This window comes from Phenylobacterium sp. (genome assembly GCF_024508875.1).
Classification (GTDB): domain Bacteria; phylum Pseudomonadota; class Alphaproteobacteria; order Caulobacterales; family Caulobacteraceae; genus Phenylobacterium.
This window is the reverse complement of sequence record NZ_JANINU010000257.1, coordinates 1-2,765: the sequence shown is the minus strand read 5'-3', so window position 1 is coordinate 2,765 and position 2,765 is coordinate 1. Positions and strand designations below refer to the sequence as shown.

The following is a 2,765-nucleotide window of genomic DNA, read 5'->3' as shown; positions in this document are numbered from 1 at the left end:
ATCGGCGACGCGCGGCTGGAGTCGCTACGGATCGGCGGCCGGTTCGAGGTGGACGAGGCCGACAAGTTCCTCGCGGCGCTCACCAGCAGCTTCCCCATCGAGACGATCGCGACGGCGGACGGCGGCGTGCTGCTCGTCGAACGACCGTAGGTTCAAATTTTTCGGCGACGGGATGGCGGCGGCGCCGCCGCGGCCCGTTCCTCGAAATAGCACGTCGCATCGGGGGGCTTTTGCCGCATGCCGCTGAACCACAACCAACTCGCCTGGGCGTCTCCGATGGTGATCGCCGCCGCTCTTGCCGCCAGCCCGGCCGCCGCCGCGGACGCGGTGACCAACTTCGACATCGCCGCCCAGCCGATGCAAGGCGCCCTGAACGCCCTGTCGGCCCAGTCCGGCGTGCGCCTGCTTTATCCCTATGACCGTGTGTCGGGCCTGAGCTCTCCGTCTGTCCGGGGGCGGATGCCGACCCGTGCGGCGCTGGACCAGATCATCGCCGGCTCCCCCCTGCGGGTGGCCATGGCGCAAAAGGACCTGATCGCGCTGGCGGCCTCGGCTCCGCCTTCGGTAGGCCTCATCAAGACCGCGTCCGCCGGCCCCGTCTACGCCGCCGCGACGGCGGTCGCGACCCAGGATCAGGGCGGCGGCGCAGCGCCTGCGGCCGCCGAGCCGCAGGACCTGGAGGCCGTCGTTGTCACTGGCGTACGCGGCGTCGCGCGCACGGTGATGGAGAGCCCGACGCCCATCGACGCCTTCACGTCGAGCGACTTGGAGAAGTCGGGCCGCGCGGGCGTCTTCCAGGCGCTGCAGACGCTGGCGCCCTCGTTCAACCTGCCGTTCCGCGCTGGCGGCGGCACCTCGACCATCATCGCGACCGGTGGCCTTCGCGGCTTGAACCCGGACCAGACGCTGGTCCTGGTCAACGGCAAGCGGCGGCACAAGACCTCGCTGATCAACGCCGTCTCGTCCCTCTACAACGGCTCGGTCCCAGCCGACCTCGACATGATCCCGACGGCGTCGATCGAGCGGATCGAGGTGCTGCGCGACGGCGCCGCGGCCCAGTACGGTTCGGACGCCATCGCCGGCGTGATCAACATCATCCTGAAGGGCGACACCGACGCGGGCCTCCTCAGCGCCACCTACGGCCTTAACTTCGACCGCAAGGACGGCGACCTCACGCAATACGCCTTCAACAAGGGCTTCACGTTCGGCGAGACCGGCTTCGTCAACCTGTCGGTCAACCACAAGGACCAGCGGCTCTCGAACCGCGCCTACCGGATCGACCCCAGCGTCCAGCTTTTCCCGCTGGTGGGCGGCGCCCGCGACCCGCGCGAGGCAACCATCGACCGCCTGGTGACCAAGAACTACGGCCAGTTGCCACAGACCAACACGATCTTCGGCTTCAGCGCAGGGTACGACTTCGGCGAAGTCGAGCTGTATGGCTTCGGCACCTACGCCAAGCGGGAGTCCGACCTGCCGTTCACCTACCGCACGCCCAACAACGTCAACACCACCCCCGCGCTCTATCCGCTGGGATATCGCCCCAACGAGGTCGTCAACGAGGACGACTACGAATTCACCGGCGGCATGAAGGGCGACCTTGGCGGCTGGGCCTGGGATCTCTCCACCGGCTACGGCAAGAACAAGGCGGTCCTGCACACCTCAAACACCGAGAACGCCAGCCTGGGGCCGGCCAGTCCCAAGGTGTTCTATGTGGGCACGCTGCAGTCCGACGAATTGACCAGCAACCTCGACGTGACCCGCGGGTTCGACCTCGGTTCGTCGCAGCTTCAGGTGTCGTTCGGCGCGCAGTATCGGCGCGAAGGCTACAAAATCCTGGCGGGTGAGCCTGCCAGCTACGCCGAAGGCCTGTACCGCGCCCCCGCCGGCCAGCCCTTCGCCAACGTCGCGCCGCAGACCGGCGCGCAGGCGACGCCGGGCTTCCGCCCCGCGGACGCCAGCACCAGCCACCGCGATTCCAAGGCGCTCTATGGTGAGCTGGGCTGGGACGCGACCGAGAAGCTCTTCATCGGCGCGGCCGTGCGCTACGAGGACTACAGCGACTCCTCCGGCGATACCCTGACGGGCAAGCTGACAGGCCGCTACGAGGTGACCGACTGGCTGTCGATCCGCGGCGCCATCAGCAACGGCTTCCGCGCCCCGGGCCTGGCCCAGCAGCACTACGCCGCCACGTCCAGCCAGTTCCGGACCGTCAACGGCGTGCAGAACCAGCTTCTGCTGATCAAGACGCTCCCGGTCAGCGCGCCCGAGGCCGTCGCCCTGGGGGCCAAGCCGCTTACGCCGGAGAAGTCGACCAACATCAGTGGCGGGGTCACGCTGCAGCCGGTGTCGGGCCTCGACATCACCATCGACGGCTATCAGATCGAGGTGGACAACCGGATCGCCATCACCAGCACCCTGACGGGCACGGCGGTGAGCAACATCCTCATCTCGAAGGGCCTGTCGGGCGACCTGTCGGCCCAGTACTACACCAACGCCATCGACACCCGGACTCGCGGCATCGATGTGGTGGCGACCTATCGCTACGACCTCGGCGACTGGGGCCGGCTGCGCGCCAACGCCGGGTTCAACTACGGCAAGACCAAGATTCGGGACATCATCCCGAACCCGCCGGAACTGACGGCGCTCGGCCCGACGTTCGTGCTCTTCGGCCGCGGCAGCCAGGGCTTCCTCACCACCTCGTTCCCCAAGAGCAAGGTGGCGCTGGGCCTGAACTGGGACTGGAACAAGCTGAACGTGAACCTGCG

The 2,765-nt window shown here is 68.0% G+C and carries 1 protein-coding gene; it reads left to right on the top strand.

The genetic code is table 11. The features are described from left to right. Nucleotides 1-237: 237 nt before the first annotated feature. Nucleotides 238-2,765: TonB-dependent receptor (locus Q0L11_RS17905; RefSeq protein ID WP_296599032.1), on the top strand; the 2,528-nt coding region annotated here is incomplete at its 3' end.